This is a genomic window from Flavobacteriales bacterium (assembly GCA_020435415.1).
GTDB lineage: Bacteria > Bacteroidota > Bacteroidia > JACJYZ01 > JACJYZ01 > JACJYZ01.
The window spans coordinates 1-14,590 of the sequence record JAGQZQ010000031.1 but is presented as its reverse complement, the minus strand read 5'-3'; the positions used below and the strand labels follow the sequence as shown (position 1 = coordinate 14,590).

Annotated in this window: 12 protein-coding genes; 2 read left to right on the top strand and 10 right to left on the bottom strand. The window is 49.5% G+C overall.

Annotated elements, in window-relative coordinates; all coding sequences use genetic code 11:
• Positions 1–126 precede the first annotated feature (126 nt).
• Positions 127–3,678, top strand: a complete 3,552-nt coding sequence (locus KDD36_07035) for a S8 family serine peptidase (protein MCB0396389.1) — start codon at positions 127–129, stop codon at positions 3,676–3,678.
• A 75-nt stretch (positions 3,679–3,753) separates the two neighbouring features.
• Here the strand turns inward: KDD36_07035 and KDD36_07030 are convergent, their stop codons facing one another.
• From KDD36_07030 to KDD36_06990, 9 genes are all read right to left on the bottom strand, one after another.
• Entirely contained in the window at positions 3,754–4,095 is a 342-nt protein-coding gene (locus tag KDD36_07030; protein MCB0396388.1) for a DUF5615 family PIN-like protein, read from the bottom strand.
• Positions 4,092–4,313 (bottom strand): DUF433 domain-containing protein, encoded by a 222-nt coding sequence (locus KDD36_07025; GenBank protein MCB0396387.1) that lies wholly within the window; start codon positions 4,311–4,313, stop codon positions 4,092–4,094. The genes KDD36_07030 and KDD36_07025 overlap by 4 nt, the downstream gene beginning before the upstream one ends.
• A gap of 92 nt (positions 4,314–4,405) precedes the next feature.
• A complete protein-coding gene (locus tag KDD36_07020) occupies positions 4,406–4,798 on the bottom strand; it encodes a DUF1801 domain-containing protein (protein MCB0396386.1) in 393 nt (130 codons plus the stop codon).
• Between the two features lie 11 nt (positions 4,799–4,809).
• On the bottom strand, positions 4,810–5,817 hold the full coding sequence (locus KDD36_07015; protein ID MCB0396385.1) for a hypothetical protein: 1,008 nt from the start codon (positions 5,815–5,817) through the stop codon (positions 4,810–4,812).
• Between the two features lie 11 nt (positions 5,818–5,828).
• The gene (gene odhB / locus KDD36_07010) at positions 5,829–7,076 is read right to left on the bottom strand and encodes a 2-oxoglutarate dehydrogenase complex dihydrolipoyllysine-residue succinyltransferase (GenBank protein MCB0396384.1); all 1,248 of its coding nucleotides are present in this window, start codon (positions 7,074–7,076) and stop codon (positions 5,829–5,831) included.
• Between the two features lie 36 nt (positions 7,077–7,112).
• Entirely contained in the window at positions 7,113–9,866 is a 2,754-nt protein-coding gene (locus tag KDD36_07005; GenBank protein ID MCB0396383.1) for a 2-oxoglutarate dehydrogenase E1 component, read from the bottom strand.
• 102 nt (positions 9,867–9,968) lie between these two features.
• On the bottom strand, positions 9,969–10,343 hold the full coding sequence (locus tag KDD36_07000) for a hypothetical protein (protein ID MCB0396382.1): 375 nt from the start codon (positions 10,341–10,343) through the stop codon (positions 9,969–9,971).
• 1 nt (position 10,344) lies between these two features.
• A complete protein-coding gene (locus KDD36_06995; protein MCB0396381.1) occupies positions 10,345–11,991 on the bottom strand; it encodes an NAD+ synthase in 1,647 nt (548 codons plus the stop codon).
• Between the two features lie 80 nt (positions 11,992–12,071).
• Positions 12,072–12,815, bottom strand: coding sequence for a PorT family protein (locus KDD36_06990; protein ID MCB0396380.1), 744 nt, complete (start codon positions 12,813–12,815; stop codon positions 12,072–12,074).
• A gap of 46 nt (positions 12,816–12,861) precedes the next feature.
• On the opposite strand from KDD36_06990, the gene KDD36_06985 reads away from it, so the two are divergent.
• Positions 12,862–13,896, top strand: a complete 1,035-nt coding sequence (locus KDD36_06985) for a hypothetical protein (protein ID MCB0396379.1) — start codon at positions 12,862–12,864, stop codon at positions 13,894–13,896.
• Positions 13,897–13,911: 15 nt separating this feature from the next.
• Here KDD36_06985 and KDD36_06980 read toward each other — a convergent pair.
• The coding region (locus tag KDD36_06980) for a 2Fe-2S iron-sulfur cluster binding domain-containing protein (protein MCB0396378.1) at positions 13,912–14,590 on the bottom strand (679 nt) is incomplete at its 5' end.

Sequence of the window (14,590 nt, the reverse complement as noted above, 5' to 3'; positions counted from 1 at the left end):
GATTGATGGGCGATATTTTATAATTTGCGACGTCCATTTCAAGACCAAATTAATTACCGCATCGCTTTTTAATGTCCCGATCCCTTGGCAAAATCGGGCATTCATAACCTAACAAATAATTAACCTATGAAAAAATTATTTACCCTGGCGATTGGCCTTATCCTGTGCCTGTCAACCTTTGCGCAAACTTATTCGGCAGATTTCCTGGATGGTGTCATCCAGTTCAAAATGAAAGATGTTGAAGATGCCAACATTTCCCTCAAAGAAGCACAACCTGACCCGGAAGTGTTCAGCAAAGTTGAAGCGTTGAGCAAATATCCTTCTCTTCAGAAGGCCTTGAAAACGGTAGCGGTAAATAAACTCGAAAGGCCGGCATATTTCACCAAAAAGCCATCTCTGAAGAAAATGTTCCGTATCCATTTTGATGAATACGAGAAGATCGATGAGATCCTGGCCATCCTCAAACAATGTGATTTTATCGAGTATGCCGAAAAGATGCCGATCTACAAGGCGGATTTCACGCCTAACGACACCTACTATTCCGGTACGGATAAATGGTATCTGGATCAGGTGGGCGCATCCACCGCCTGGGATATCAGCCAGGGACGCAGCGAGGTGAAGGTAGCGATCGTTGATAATGCCGTATTTGCCAATCATCTTGACCTGACCACTTATAAGCAACGCGATGTGGCCGATGGTGACAACGATGCCACGCCTCCCAAACAATACAATTCAGACAACGGCTGGTCTCACGGTACGCACTGTGCCGGACTGGCAACCGCGGACATCAATAACAACCGCGGGATTGCCTCGCTGGGTGCCGGCGTAGAACTGATCGGTGTGAAAGCCACTCCGGACAATGCTTCCAGCAGTATCTCCATCTATTACAGCTACGATGGTGTACTGTGGGCTTGTCAGAACGGTGCACACGTTGTGAGCATGTCTTTCGGAAGTGCCACATTCAGCCAGGGCTTTCAGGACCTGATCAACAGTTATCCGGATGTCACATTCCTGGCGGCTGCCGGCAATGATGGAAGCAGCACCGAACAATATCCCGGCGCCTATGACAATGTGATCTGTGTAGGTTCGGTGGATGCCAACGACTCCCGTTCCAGTTTTTCCAACTATGGAACTTCTTGGGTAGACATCGCGTCTCCCGGCGGATACTCATATAACGGTCTTCTCAGTACCGTATATACCACCAGCAGCGGTTATGCACGTATGGGCGGAACGTCCATGGCCACACCATTTGCTGCCGGACTCGTAGGACTGATGCTCAGCATCGACCCCAGCCTTACACCCGCCGAGATCGAAAGCTGCCTGAAAACCACCGGTAAGGTCATCAACCAAAGCATCGGAAACAGGATCGACGCCACCAAGGCATTGCAATGTGTGCAATCCAATCTGAACGGTGACCCGATCGCCGCTTTCTATGCAGACAGGATAAACGTTTACAAGGGAGACAGTGTGGTCTTCACCGACAACTCTGTAAACGGCGGCGGACCGGCCATCACTTCCTGGGAATGGACGTTCACAGGCGGTACACCTGCTACCTATAACGGACAAACGCCTCCTGCTATTTATTACAACACCGTGGGTGACTTCCAGGTGAGCCTGAAGGTAACCAACAGCCAGAACAACAACACGGAAACGAAAACCGCTTATATCCACGTGAGCCTTGAGCCATTCGGCGAATGGATCGTTCAGAATTCCGGATTCTCTACCGCCAACCGCGGTATCCGAAACATCTCTCTGGTAGATCAGAATGTGGTATGGTGTTCCGCTTATGACGGATCAGGTGGCAATGCCAATGTGCAGGAATTCACCAAAACCAGCAATGGCGGTACAACATGGACGACAGGTACGTTCGGCCTTGGTAATACGAACCTTCTGATCGGGATGGTGCATGGCCTTGATGCAAACACTGCATGGGTGGCAGCCGCACCACAAGCGTCAGGTCAAACGGGAGGTATCTGGAAAACCACCAACGGCGGAAGCACCTGGACACGCCAGGCCACTGCCACTTATAACAACGCTTCATCCTTCACCAATGTGGTATATTTCTGGGATGCCAATGTAGGTTTCTGCCAGGGCGACCCGATCAACGGTGATTTTGAGTTGTACACCACCACCAACGGAGGTACGAACTGGACCGCTGTTCCCGGCGCCAACATTCCCAACCCGTTAAGCGGTGAATACGGATATGTGGCACAGATAGAGGTATTGGGCGACCACGTTTGGTACACCACCAACAAAGGCCGCATCTATCATTCACCTGACAAAGGGTTGAACTGGACCGTAGCACAATCACCCATCTCTGATTTTGGCAGCGAAACATCCAGCGGCGATATTTCCTTCCGTGATGCCCAGAACGGTATCCTGGTGAACAACCAGAACAAGATCTGGAAAACAGCTGACGGTGGTGCCACATGGACCGCCGTGACCACCACGGGTACCGTGTTTGGCGGAGCCATCGACTGGATCCCCGGCACCAACATTGTATTCACTGTAGGATCCGCCACAGGTGGTTCGGGATCATCATTCAGCAACGACGGTGGCGTATCCTGGAATATCATCGACACACAAGAACACCTGGATGTGGCTTTCCTGGATACCGAGATCGGATGGTCCGGATGGTTCAATACCAATGCCACCACCAACGGTATGTGGAAATGGAAGAACCTGACAAACCCGATGGTACCTGACTTTAACGCGAATACCCTGGAAGTCTGCTCAGGCGGAACGGTTGATTTTTCCGACCAGACCACAGGTTCCGCACCTACAGGATGGGACTGGAGTTTCCCCGGTGGAACTCCTGCAACATCAAGCAGCCAAAACCCCACTGTAACTTATGGCGCACCCGGCGTATATGACGTCACCCTCAGGGTGTTCAATACCGCCGGTGACACGGTGACCAAAGCACGTTATGCATATATCAACGTGATCACCACACCTGCTGTACCAGGTACCGTATTCGGTGATACCGTTCCCTGCCCCGGCAGCACGGAAACTTATAACGTGGCCAACGTTGCAGGGGTGACATACACATGGACCCTGCCGGGTGACTGGACCGGCACCAGCACATCCAACAGCATCACCGTTACCGTTGGAAGCCAAAGTGGCAACGTGAGTGTTACCGCCGGAAACACATGCGGAACCAGCTCATCCAGCGACCTGGCGGTGGCACCAAGCAGTGCACAGCCTACCGCAGGATTCACACCAACCGTACTTGGCGATTCGGTGTCTTTCAACAGCACTTCCACGAATGCTACAGACTGGAGCTGGGACTTCGGTGATGGCAACTCTGATTATGTTGAGAACCCAGGACACAAGTACACGGTTAACGGAGATTACATCGTCACCCTGATCGTTGCCAATGGCTGCGGTGCGGATACCATCACCGATACCGTTCACATCACGTCTGTAACGCTTCCGGAGCTCACAAAGGGTATCCTTAATGTCTTCCCTAACCCGGTGCAACAACAACTGAACATTGGGCTTGAGCAAGTACCTAATCAACCGGTAGTGATCATGATCACCGATGTAACAGGACGAATTGTGATGACACAAGAACTTCATCAGGTTGTTACAACACTTGATGTATCCGACCTGAACATAGGCTTGTACTTCATCTCAATGAATGGTGGTGAGAAAGTGCTTCGGTTTATCAAGGAATAGTTAGAACAAACCATAAAGAAAAAGTCCCCGCTCAAATGAACGGGGGCTTTTTTTATTTGTAACAGCGATTTGAACCTATTCTATTTCAAGGCAAGCAATGTCCTTAAATTGTTCGCTTGTCAGGAATTCCTTTATGACATCCTTTCGATCAACAAGCAGATTGGCAAGAGTTATTGTTGTCCTATTTCCTGTTCTCAACCAAATAATTTTGGGTGGATGACCAAGGAAGGTTGCTAGATCATAAAAGTCGGCATCAAAGGTAACTATGGTATACCCTTGCTCTCTGGCATAATTCCATATTTCCCGGTCGGTGCAATCGGTCAATCCAAGCTGTGTAATCTGGGTAGTTTCCGGAAAATCCTTTGATATTCTGTTGACCAATCTGTAGGATATGTTTTGGTCAAGAAGCAGCTTCACGCAACACGGATTTTGTGTTCCCGGTCAGCTGCATACGAAAGACATGCCTGGATTTGTTCTTCAGTCAATTCCGGGTAGTCACTCAAAATATCCGCCCGGCTCATACCTGAAGCAAGCCAACTCAGTACATCGTAAACCGATATGCGTGTCCCCTTGATACAAGGTCTTCCGAACCGGATAGCGGGATCAATGGTAATGGCTTTGCGATAGTCGATCATACGGATACGCTTTTACCAAAGATACGAAATATGGTTGTTGTAAGTTCCGGTCAGTTCATCACAATGACCGAACAGATCTGAATTCAGTTATGTCATTTATCATCATCCACCCGAACCGCCTCAAACAAATATGCCCGGACCATTTCCGTATCGATCTCATCAACCTTTTTAAAGGTCTTAATGTAGACCTGTTTCCGGTTGCCATGCTCAAGCCAGTTCAGCTCATCTCTCATCAGGTGTCCACTGCAAAATCCGAGCTGCACCCCATTGAGTGGAACAGCGCCCCAGGGAACTGAGGCAGGCCAGATAAAACATATTCTTCTGCGACCATAGTAGAACGGAACGTTATATGCCAGTTTCTCGCGTACCTGTGGAATGCAATCAAAAACAACCTGGCGTAATCGCTCCACGATCTCCCGCTCCTGATCCGGAATGAAGCTTAGAAAATCTTCTACGGAATGGAAGTTTACCGGTTGAATCCCCATGATCGATGTGTCTACTTCAATAAGATACGGGCCATCTTTCCTCCGCGCCCAACTGCCCATCCTATGGTCTTTCCGAAATGACATGCGTAGTAACCTTCGGTACCGATGGCTGTCCAGGTTTGCCCCCCATCGGAGGAAACATCTGATCCGGTTCTTCCCACCGCCACCAGCATGTTCTGCCAGGCAGCAACACATGAGCGATATCCGTTAGGAGGTGTGCTGCAACTTTCCCATGTCACACCACCATCAGTGGTAACGGCACAAACACCAAGTGTTGATGTGGAGTCCAGATAGTGCCCGCCGACAACTACCCCGGATTCATCACTGGTAAATACCATAGAAAATATACCGGCTCCATCACCCAAGCGCATAGGTGTTTCCGATGCATCCCAGGATCTGCCTCCATCTGCACTGCACAGTACCCTTGACTTTTCCGGACCACCCGTGCCGATCCATACCCTTTCATTTCTGACTACAATACCGGTACCACTGGCAGCATACCCCGCTTCTCCCCCGGCTGGTGATGGCAGCATTTGTTTGTTCAGTTCCATCCAGTTCATTCCACCATCGGAGGTTTTAAGGACAAAGAAGTGGCCGTCCATCGGATCGCCAAAGGCATAGCCAACCGTATCCCCGCTAAAGTCGATCCCATCTAAGAAGATACCCGGTTGGTGATTTTCATAAACTTTCTTCCACATCTTTCCGCCATCGGTGGTCAGGAAGATCAAACCCGGTTCACCAGCGGTCATCACCAGGGCTCGTTGGTCATCAAATGCATGAATGTCGCGAAGGTCCATACCCAGCGCACCGGTCACGGTATCGGTGACCCAATGCAAACCGCCATCGGTCGTTCGCAACCAGGTGGCATGTGTGCCACTGGCCCATACCACGGAATCACTGACGACACTCAGTCCCCTAAGATGTTCATGGGTAACCGTTGGCACCGGCTCAAACCGGACCTGTGCCGAAACGGACAAGCATGGCAAAAAAGAAATCAGAAATAGAAGGCCTTTGTACATGGCCCCCATCGTTAAAGAGCTAACAACAGTTCATCGGTATCTTTGCCGCCGGTAAGCATGCGAACAGGATCTTCGATCATCTGCTTTACATTCACCAGGAACCCGACAGAATCTTTACCGTCGATGATGCGGTGGTCGTAAGACAATGCCAGATACATCACCGGACGGATCACCACTTCACCGTTCACGGCAATCGGCCGCTCCACGATATTGTGCATACCCAGGATTCCGCTTTGGGGTGGATTGATAATGGGCGTAGACAGCATGGAACCGAATACGCCACCATTGGTGATGGTGAATGTTCCGCCGGTCATCTCGTCGATGGTGATCTTTCCGTCACGTGCTTTTCCTGCCAATGTTCCGATGTTGCGTTCGATATCCGCCAGGCTCATCTGTTCGGCGTTACGCAATACAGGCACCATCAGACCTTTTGGTGTACTCACCGCAATACCCACATCGGCATACCGGTGGTAAATAATCTCTTCCCCATCGATCATCGCGTTGACGTTAGGGAAATTTTTCAGCGCTTCGGTAACGGCTTTGGTAAAGAACGACATAAAGCCCAGCTTCACGCCATGGGTTTTCTCAAACCGGTCCTTGTACTTTTTCCGGAGATCCATCAAGCGGCTCATGTCTACCTCATTGAATGTGGTAAGCATGGCTGTTTCGTTCTTCACTGCCACCAGGCGTTGCGCCAGCTTTCTTCTGAGTGATGACAATTTCTGACGTTCCTGCTCGCGTCCTCCCCATCCTTCCGGAAGATTGTTGCCGGTACCGGATGACAATGCCTCCAAAACATCTCCTTTGGTGATACGTCCGGACCTGCCGGTTCCTTTTACCTGAGATGCGGACACCCCATTCTCCTGCATGATCTTTTTGGCAGCCACCGATGGATGGCCCTTGGCATAACCTTCCCCGCCCTTTTCTCCTGCAGAAACAGTCTCGATTTCTTTGGCGGGAGGTGCTTTGGTTACTTCTTCCTTCGCTTCCTCTTTTTTGGCAGGTTTACCTTCAGGCGCCTTTGCACTGGTATCAATGGAACATACCACATCCCCTACCTTGACCGTGCTGCCTTCCTCCACCAGAATCTTTACCGCGCCTGCAGCCTCTGCATTCAACTCAAGGGTAGCCTTGTCCGAATCAATTTCGGCGATGGTCTGATCTTTTTCCACGTATGCTCCGTCTTCCACCAACCAGCTGGCGATTTCAACTTCGGTGATGGATTCTCCCGGACTGGGTATGCGCATTTCGAGGGCCATATGCTAATAACGTTTATGGTTTTACGAAACCGGGGATCAATCCACCCCCAGTTCGATGTTCTTTTTGTGACCTTTAAACACCGCATCAATGATCGCGCGGTGCCGTTTTTCATACTTATGATAAGAGCCGGTTGCCGGGCTTCCGCTTTCCGGCTGACACATACATCGAATATCACCACTCTTGAACTTGTGGATGATAAAAGGCCAGGCTCCCATGTTCTCGGGCTCTTCCTGTGCCCAGATGTAATCCTTTGCTTTCTTATACTTCTTAAGCAAAGCACTGATCTGTTTTTCCGGATAAGGATACATCTGCTCCAGACGAACGATCGCCACCGTTTTCACACCGAGGCTCTGACGCTCTTCCTCCAGGTCGTAGTAGAATTTTCCCTGGCAGAATACCACGGAAGTCACCACATCTTCATCCGCTTTCACATCATCGATCACTTCCTGGAAGCTGCCTTTTGATAACTCATCAAGAGTGGAAACGCAACTAGGATAACGCAACAATTTCTTTGGCGTGAAGATCACCAACGGCTTTCTGAAGTCACGATGGAGCTGACGCCTTATCACATGGAAGAAGTTGGCAGGTGTTGTACAGTTTACCACCTGCATATTGAGCTCGGCGCATAGCGACAGGAATCGTTCAAGTCTGGCACTCGAGTGTTCTGCGCCCATACCTTCATAGCCATGCGGCAGATATAGTACCAGACCGTTATGCTTCTTCCATTTATCCTCTGCACTGCTCAGGAATTGGTCAATGATGATCTGTGCACCGTTGAAAAAGTCTCCGAACTGAGCCTCCCAAACGGTCAGGGTGTTGGGTGACGCCAGGGCATATCCGTATTCGAAACCAAGTACACCGTATTCGGAAAGAAGCGAATTGTAAATACTGAACTTTGCCTGCTTATCCGAAAGGTTGGCCAATGGGATGTACTGTTCCTCGGAATCTTCAAGACGTACCACGGCATGCCTGTGTGAGAATGTACCCCGCTCCACATCCTGACCGCTGATGCGAACCGGAAAGCCTTCGCTGACCAGACTGCCATAGGCGAGCAGTTCGCACATCCCCCAATCCAGTTTGTTCTTGGAGATCATATCCCTGCGATCCGACATGATGCGTTCGATCTTTTTGAAGAACTTCATGTCCTTCGGCAGGTTGTTGATCTTATCGGCAATGCTTTTCAATTCCGTCTTTTTGACACCTGTGTTAGGTGACTTATCGAAGTCCTCTTCTTTTGCCGGACGAATCCCTTTCCAGTCTCCCTCCAGGAAACTCAACCGGTTTCCATTGGTCCCGCTTTTGGCCTCATTTAATTTTTCCTCCAGCATATCCTTGAACTCGGATTCCATCTGGCTGGCAAGGCGGGTATCCTCCATGGCCTTTGAAGACTTCAACTTCTCGATGTAAATCTTTCTCGGATCAGGATGCTTGGCGATGGCCTTGTATAGCAAAGGTTGCGTAAACCGCGGTTCATCTCCTTCGTTGTGGCCATGTTTTCTGTAGCACAGCAGATCGATAAACACATCTCCATGGAAAGTCTGGCGGTACTCCATGGCCAGATTGATGGTATACACCAGGGACTCCACATCATCTCCGTTCACGTGAAATACGGGGCAAAGCGTGACTTTACCCACATCCGTGCAATAGGTACTTGAACGTGCATCAAGGTAGTTGGTGGTGAAGCCCACCTGGTTGTTGATCACGATGTGGATGGTGCCTCCTGTTCTATATCCTGATAGTTGAGCCATCTGCACCACCTCATATACAATTCCCTGTCCGGCGATGGACGCATCACCGTGAATAAGGATCGGTGCAATGCGGTTTTCATCCATTTCGAACTTGCGCTCAAGTTTAGCCCTGGCAATACCCTGAACAACGGGGTCCACGGCTTCCAGGTGCGAAGGGTTGGGAGACATGGTCAGGTGAACAGTCTTCCCGCCACGGGTGATCACATCACCGGAGAAACCGAGGTGATATTTCACATCTCCGTCAAAGAGGCTGTCGTCATCAAACTCCTTGCCTTCAAACTCGTTAAATATCTCGCTGTAGGTCTTGCCCATGATGTTGGCCAGAACATTCAGCCGGCCACGGTGGGCCATCCCGATCACAAAAGCGCGAATGCCGAGTTCCGCACCTTTTTCGATGACAGAGTCCAGGGCAGGGATGAGCGTCTCAGCTCCCTCGAGGGAGAAGCGTTTCTGACCTACATATTTTGTGTGAAGGAAATTTTCGAATACCACCGCCTCATTGAGTTTTCCCAGGATGTGGGTCTTTTCAAATGCGGTGAGGTTGGGTGTGTTGCGCACCGGCTCCATCTTTTCTCTGAGCCAGTTCGCCACTTCCGGTTTCCGGATGTATGTGTATTCAACACCGATGCTTTGACAGTAGGTTTGTTTCAGATGATTTACAATATCACGAAGCTTTGCGGGACCGAGACCAATCTGAGTACCCGCCTGGAAAACCGTATCCAGATCACCTTCACTCAGGTCGAAATTTTCCAGGTCAAGGGTGGGCAGATACTTCCGGCGCTCCCTCACGGGGTTGGTCTTGGTGAACAGGTGGCCCCGTTGACGGTAGCCATTGATCAGGTTGATCACCCGAAACTCTTTCGGCATATCTTCCACAGCCATGGCACCTTGTGATGCTTCAAAATTGGCTTTGGAAAATTCAAATCCTTCAAAGAATTTCCTCCATCCGAAGTCTACGGATTCAGGGTCTTGGCGATAGCGCTCATATAGCGCTTCAATGGCCGTCGCATCGGCGTTGCCCAGGTAGGTGCTTGGTGTCATCTCACTCCTCGCGTTAGCGTTCCGATTCAAAATAAGTTACAAAGGTAAGAGTATTCCTCATTCTCTTACATTACAAATGTCCTTTCTAACGTAATGCGGGTCTCACGGTTTCCCGAAATGTAAGCGAATCAATACTTTTTTAAGTTCCCGATTCAACACCTCCGTGGCCAGCATATCCTCGAATTCTTCATTCGTTTCTTTTGCCAACAACCCGTTAATAGCCCTTTCAGAGACATCCACCCGGTAAAGAAATGCTTTTAAGAATGTTGTGTCACCCCGCAACCACCTTCCGAGAATCCGGCTCAATTCATCTTTTAAAATTTGGTATGCTTTTTCTGCCGGCCCGTCAAATTCGATCGTCTGACTTTGACTTCCCAGGTCCTTATTCAGTTGAGCCACCACGGCATCCAAAACTTCAGGACGGGAGGCATGGTGCTTTAATTCAGAATCTTCGGGTAAACGGAGGGCTTCACTCATATCAGGACAGGTATTTTCCTTCTATGGGCATTCTGCGTCCCATACCGAAGGCCTTGGGAGAGACCCGCAACACGGGAGGTGTTTGAAAGCGCTTGTACTCGTTGGTATTGACCAGCTTCAGAATTCGTTTCACAAGTTCGGCATCATGCCCCATCTCAATGAGTTCCCTTGGTCCTTTTCTGTTTTCTATGTATTCATATAGAATAGGATCCAGTATATCGTATTCCGGCAAGCTATCCGAATCCTTCTGGTCCGGCCGAAGTTCCGCCGACGGCGCTTTTGTGAGGATATTTACCGGGATCACTTCTTCGTCCCGATTGATGAAATGCGCCATTTCATATACTTCCCTTTTGTAAAGATCTCCGATCACGGACAGTCCACCACACATATCACCATAAAGCGTTCCGTAACCTACCGCCGCCTCACTCTTGTTGGAGGTGTTCAGCAATACCATCCCGAACTTATTGGCCAGGCCCATCAGTATAACGGCCCTGGAACGTGCCTGTAGGTTTTCCTCTGCGATGTTAAACGGAAGATCTCCAAAAACAGGACCCAGCACGTCAAGGAAAGCCTGATAGGGTTTATCTATCCCCAATTTATGATGATGACATCCCAGATTCCGGACAAGTGCTTCCGAATCGGTGACCGAATGTTCCGAACTAAACGGAGATGGCATCATCACGGCAGTGACCTGGTCCTTGCCCAATGCTTCCACGGCGAGACACAGGGTGACCGCAGAGTCGATTCCGCCCGACAGCCCCAGGATGGCTTTGGTTAATCCCAACTTTGAGAAATAATCCCGGATACCCATCACCAGTGCCTGGCTTATCTGTTGGATACGCGAACCGTGATCTGCCATGCCGTTACCACTGAAAGTTCCGGAGTTGACCTTTTCCACATCGTACACCCGGAAATCTTCTTTGAAATAATCCATCTCATCCACCACGTTCCCGGCGTTATCCACCACCATGGACCCACCATCGAAGATAAGTTCCGTTTGTGCACCTACCAGGTTGACATAAAACAGTGGAATTCCATACCTCGTGGTGTTGGCCCGCATCACCTCTCTCCTTTCAGCGGCATGGTTGTAAGAAAACGGTGAAGCGGAGATATTGATCATCAGATCGGGTGCCAGCGGCTTGAGTTCCTCCATGGGCCAGATGGTGTACAGGGGATCCTCCGCGCCGACATCCCAGATATCCTCGCATATCGTGAGGGCGATGCGGTGGCCTTTGAACTGAACAACGTCAAAGCTCCTGTTCATCTCAAAGTACCGGTACTCATCAAACACATCGTAGGTTGGAAGCAGGGTTTTATGCCGGACTGTCTGGATCTTTCCATCTGCCAGAAAGAAAGCGCTGTTAAATAGGTTCTTTCCTTCAGGACGCGGATTGATGGAAGGACCTCCGACAATGGCCGCAATATCCTTGCATTGCTCACTCAGTTTTTGAATGGCTTCATTTCCCGCCCGGATGAAATCTTCAAATTCCAGAAAATCCCTGGCAGGGTATCCGCAAACGGAACATTCAGGAAAAACCACAAGATCCGCTCCGGCGTCCTTTGCCCTCTGAAGGGCATCTTCCATTTTGCGGAGGTTTAACTCAAAATGACCAACGTGAAGGTTGATCTGTGCCAGGGCGATCTTCATCTTTAAATCTGAAATGGTCTAAAAAAACCCGCTTCCTTTTCAGGAAACGGGTTTAAAGTTACGTCTTTGACAGGGTATTCTCAAAAGAGGAAGCCCACGGTCAGACTCATATAGTTGCTAAAGGCTTTGGTCTTCAACGCTTCGTTCTGCTTTGTCATCAGGCTTTTGCTCGAACCGAGAAAGGAGTTGGTAAAACCGTTGTTATAATTTGCAGCGATCAGCAAGGAAGTGTTACCGGTGATGTTGTACTCCACACCAAGACCTATGTTCAGCGCAACACGCATGAAGTTCACATCCTTGATCACATTCACATCTTCTTTAACCACGGTTGTTGTAGACTTATCCTGCTTGACTTCATCAACCGCACGGCTCTTGATATTGAAGCCCAGGTTAAAACCGAACTGTGCAAAGTAAGTCATATAGCCGATTTCGTTGGTCTTCATTTTCAGAAGCAGGGGAAGGTCTACATATTGCAGGGTATATTTTCTTTTCATCAGATGGAAGATGCTTGTATCGCCCGCTTCGGTGTACCAGACAGAATCTTTGAAATTCAGCTTTCCCCCGGCATAGGCAACATCCAGACCGGTTACAAAGCTGGTGGTCTTACCCAGTTTGAATTCCGTGATCAGACCGTACGCAAATTTGACCTGGCTCCCTGCTGACTCAAATGCCTTTGAATCCGGTTTCAGCCACGCCAGTGACGGAGCACCTTTGATGCCGAAACGGAAATTTGAAGTAGACTTACCTCCATCATCCTGGGCCCACGCATGATGCGTCATTCCCATGATAGCTAATAAACAAATGATTCGGAACAAGTTTTTCATACACTTTCTGTTTACCTTAATTGATGGACGTTTCGTTTATTTGCACATGGCAATATTAAAGATTTTTTCCCGCTTCTTAGCCTTTTCCCGCCTGGCTGCCTTATACCTCCTCACCCTCGGATGGGTTTCATGCAATGACTCACCGTATGATGTGGATGTGTCTGAAATCAAGGCAGAGATCAAGGTTGAACGATTTGGCCAGGACCTGTTTTCGATTCCTGCAGACAGCATTGCGAACGAAGTTCCGCGCCTTGCCAACCAATACGGATCCTTCTTTGACTTATTCAGTTTCGAGATCATCTCGCCTTCACGCGGACTGGCCGACCCTAACTTCAGCTATGGCTTGTATAATTTCGTGACCGACTTCAATATGCAAACGGTTTACAAAGACTGTGAAAAGGCGTTTCCCGATCTGGGCTGGCTTGAAACGGACCTGACCATGGCCTTCAAACACTACAAATACTATTTCCCGAAACGGCATTTACCCAGGGTCATCTCATACATGTCCGGCTTCAACTACTCGATTGCCACAGACAGTCTGATGCTGGCCATTGGCCTGGAACGCTATCTGGGACCGGACTACCGCTACTATCCTCAATTGCAGTACCCGAAGTACATGACCTTTAAGATGAAACCGGAATATATCGTTCCCGATTGCATGCGCGCATGGGCCATCAGTGAATTTCCATCCAAAGGAAAACAGGATTTTCTGAATGCCATGATCTACGAAGGTAAATTGATCTATTACCTGCATTGCATGCTACCGGAAAGCCCGGAGACCCTCCTCCTGGCTTTTACGGAAAGTGAATTAGATTGGTGTGAAGCCCATGAACAGGAACTGTGGGCGCATTTCATAGACAAGGAGCTACTGTACGCAACCGATGAGAAGACCATCCTGGAATATACAGCCGAAGCACCCTTCACGCCAGGATTTCCGGAAGAAGCACCGGACAGGTCAGCTAACTGGACCGGATACCGGATCGTAAAAAAGTTTATGGAACGGAAGAAATCTTCCCTCGCTGATTTAATGCGGGAAGATAACGGACAAATGATCCTGGAGATTTCCGGGTATAAGCCTTAAGATTCTGAGGCCCGGTCAGATCACATCATAAGTGATCACCACCTTGGGCGTTGCCGGATGCGACTGGCATGTGAGGATATAGCCGTCTTCCACTTCTTTGTCGGACAACGCGAAGTTTTTATCCATCACCACCTGGCCTTCAAGAACCTTTGCCTTGCAGGTACAACACACGGCGCCTTTGCATGAGAATGGTGCGTCTACACCCGCATCAGAAGCGGCATCCAGGATCACATCCCCCTGTGAATTGAGCTTGAAGTCAATGGGCTCATCATCCATGATAACGGTGATGTCCGCTTCAAATGCTTCCCCGGCATCGGATGCCTCGGCTTTGCTGATATCCTCAAGTACCGCGGTGAAATATTCAATGTGAATGCGCTCTTTCGGAATTCCTGCACCTTCCAGGCTTTTCTTCACGTTTTCCATCATCGGGCCGGGACCGCATATAAAATATTCGTTGGCAGTTCCCGCCGGCACATGGCTACTCATCAGTTGATCCACCTTTTCGCTGGTCATCAACCCGGTATATAAAGCTTCCAGGTTGTCCGGACCAGCATCCAGAATGTAAAACACCTTCAACCGATCCCCATTTGCTGCGGAGAGCGTATCTAACGCCTTCCTGAAAATGATGGAGGCTTCATCCCGGTTGGCATAGAACAAAGTGATCCGGCTTCCCGCCTCTCTTTGCAATACGGTC

What these genes read in the sequence shown, in the direction of transcription:
- KDD36_06985 (MCB0396379.1), top strand. Translation starts at nt 12,862, where the DNA reads ATGGCAATATTAAAGATTTTTTCCCGCTTCTTAGCCTTTTCCCGCCTG.
- KDD36_07000 (MCB0396382.1), bottom strand. Translation starts at nt 10,343, where the DNA reads ATGAGTGAAGCCCTCCGTTTACCCGAAGATTCTGAATTAAAGCACCAT.
- KDD36_07005 (MCB0396383.1), bottom strand. Translation starts at nt 9,866, where the DNA reads ATGACACCAAGCACCTACCTGGGCAACGCCGATGCGACGGCCATTGAA.
- KDD36_07020 (MCB0396386.1), bottom strand. Translation starts at nt 4,798, where the DNA reads ATGGGGATTCAACCGGTAAACTTCCATTCCGTAGAAGATTTTCTAAGC.
- KDD36_07015 (MCB0396385.1), bottom strand. Translation starts at nt 5,817, where the DNA reads ATGTACAAAGGCCTTCTATTTCTGATTTCTTTTTTGCCATGCTTGTCC.
- odhB (MCB0396384.1), bottom strand. Translation starts at nt 7,076, where the DNA reads ATGGCCCTCGAAATGCGCATACCCAGTCCGGGAGAATCCATCACCGAA.
- KDD36_07025 (MCB0396387.1), bottom strand. Translation starts at nt 4,313, where the DNA reads ATGATCGACTATCGCAAAGCCATTACCATTGATCCCGCTATCCGGTTC.
- KDD36_06990 (MCB0396380.1), bottom strand. Translation starts at nt 12,815, where the DNA reads ATGAAAAACTTGTTCCGAATCATTTGTTTATTAGCTATCATGGGAATG.
- KDD36_06995 (MCB0396381.1), bottom strand. Translation starts at nt 11,991, where the DNA reads ATGAAGATCGCCCTGGCACAGATCAACCTTCACGTTGGTCATTTTGAG.
- KDD36_07035 (MCB0396389.1), top strand. Translation starts at nt 127, where the DNA reads ATGAAAAAATTATTTACCCTGGCGATTGGCCTTATCCTGTGCCTGTCA.